The sequence below is a fragment of the endosymbiont of Riftia pachyptila (vent Ph05) genome (assembly GCF_000224455.1).
GTDB classification, from domain to species: Bacteria; Pseudomonadota; Gammaproteobacteria; order Chromatiales; family Chromatiaceae; genus Endoriftia; species Endoriftia persephonae.
Window position 1 is genome coordinate 1 of record NZ_AFOC01000180.1, and the last position, 1,274, is coordinate 1,274.

Below are 1,274 nucleotides of genomic sequence, written 5' to 3' on the forward strand. Positions count from 1 at the left end.
GGTTGGCGATGCGTCATCCGTCTGAACTGCTGTTTGAACCCAATTCTTAAACCCCTCAGGAGAGATCGCTATGAGTCGATTCGCTACCGCTGTCGCCCGACCGCAAGGCGCGGTCCTGGCGACCAACAAGGTCATCCGCAACACCTACATGCTACTGTCGATGACCCTGGTGTTCAGTGCCGCCACCGCCGGCGTTTCGGTGCTGTTCAATCTGCCCCATCCGGGATTCATCATCACCTTGGTCGGCTACTTCGGCCTGCTGTTCCTGACCAGCAAGTTCCGCGACAGCGCCCTGGGGCTGGTCTGCGTCTTTGCCCTGACTGGTTTCATGGGGATCACTCTCGGGCCAATCATCAACACCTATCTCGGGTTACCCAACGGTCCTGAACTGGTCATGACCGCACTCGGTTCGACCGGCGCCATCTTTCTCGGCCTGTCCGGGTATGCGTTGACCAGCCGCAAAGATTTCAGCTTCATGGGCGGCTTTCTGATGGCCGGCATCCTGGTTGCCTTTCTGGCTGGTCTCGGTGCCATGCTGTTTGAGCTGCCGGGGCTGTCGCTCGCCGTCTCGGCGCTGTTCGTGCTGCTGATGTCCGGGCTGATCCTGTGGGAGACCAGCAACATCATCCACGGCGGTGAGACCAACTACATCATGGCGACCGTCACCCTCTATGTCTCCATCTACAACCTGTTCACCAGCCTGCTGCATCTGCTAGGGGCGTTCGGCGGTGACGAATAGACCAGCTGCCGAAGCACGGAGGAGCACCATGCAACGTCCCAAGCTTCCGTTGCTGCCCCGTCGCGGGCGCGTCTTCCAGGCCCCCTGGGAGCGCGCCTTCGATCGGGTCATCACCCCCTTCGAGGCGTTTATCCACCGCCAGACCACCAGCGGACTGCTGCTCATGGGGGCCGCGCTGTTGGCCCTGGTGGCGGCCAACAGTCCCTGGGCGGGAAGCTATCAGCACCTTATCCATACGGTCATAGGTGTCGACGTGGGTGGCTGGCGGTTGGAGAAATCGTTGCAGCACTGGATCAACGATGGGTTGATGGTGCTGTTCTTTTTCGTCGTCGGCCTGGAACTGAAACGGGAGGTGCTGGTCGGCGAACTGGCCGAATTGCGCCAGGCGGTGTTGCCCATATTTGCCGCCATCGGTGGCATGCTGGTGCCGGCATTGATCTACTTCGCCCTCAACCCCGAGGGTGACGCCGCCCGCGGATGGGGCATCCCCATGGCCACCGATATCGCTTTCGCCATCGGTGTGCTGGTGCTGCTC

At 61.1% G+C, this 1,274-nt stretch carries 2 protein-coding genes; both read left to right on the forward strand.

Annotated elements, in window-relative coordinates:
* Positions 1-70 precede the first annotated feature (70 nt).
* A complete protein-coding gene (locus RIFP1SYM_RS16100; RefSeq protein WP_005966856.1) occupies positions 71-739 on the forward strand; it encodes a Bax inhibitor-1/YccA family protein in 669 nt (222 codons plus the stop codon).
* Between the two features lie 28 nt (positions 740-767).
* A partial coding sequence (locus tag RIFP1SYM_RS16105) for a Na+/H+ antiporter NhaA (RefSeq protein WP_039960877.1) occupies positions 768-1,274 on the forward strand: 507 nt, incomplete at its 3' end.

What these genes read in the sequence shown, in the direction of transcription:
- RIFP1SYM_RS16100 (WP_005966856.1), top strand. Translation starts at nt 71, where the DNA reads ATGAGTCGATTCGCTACCGCTGTCGCCCGACCGCAAGGCGCGGTCCTG.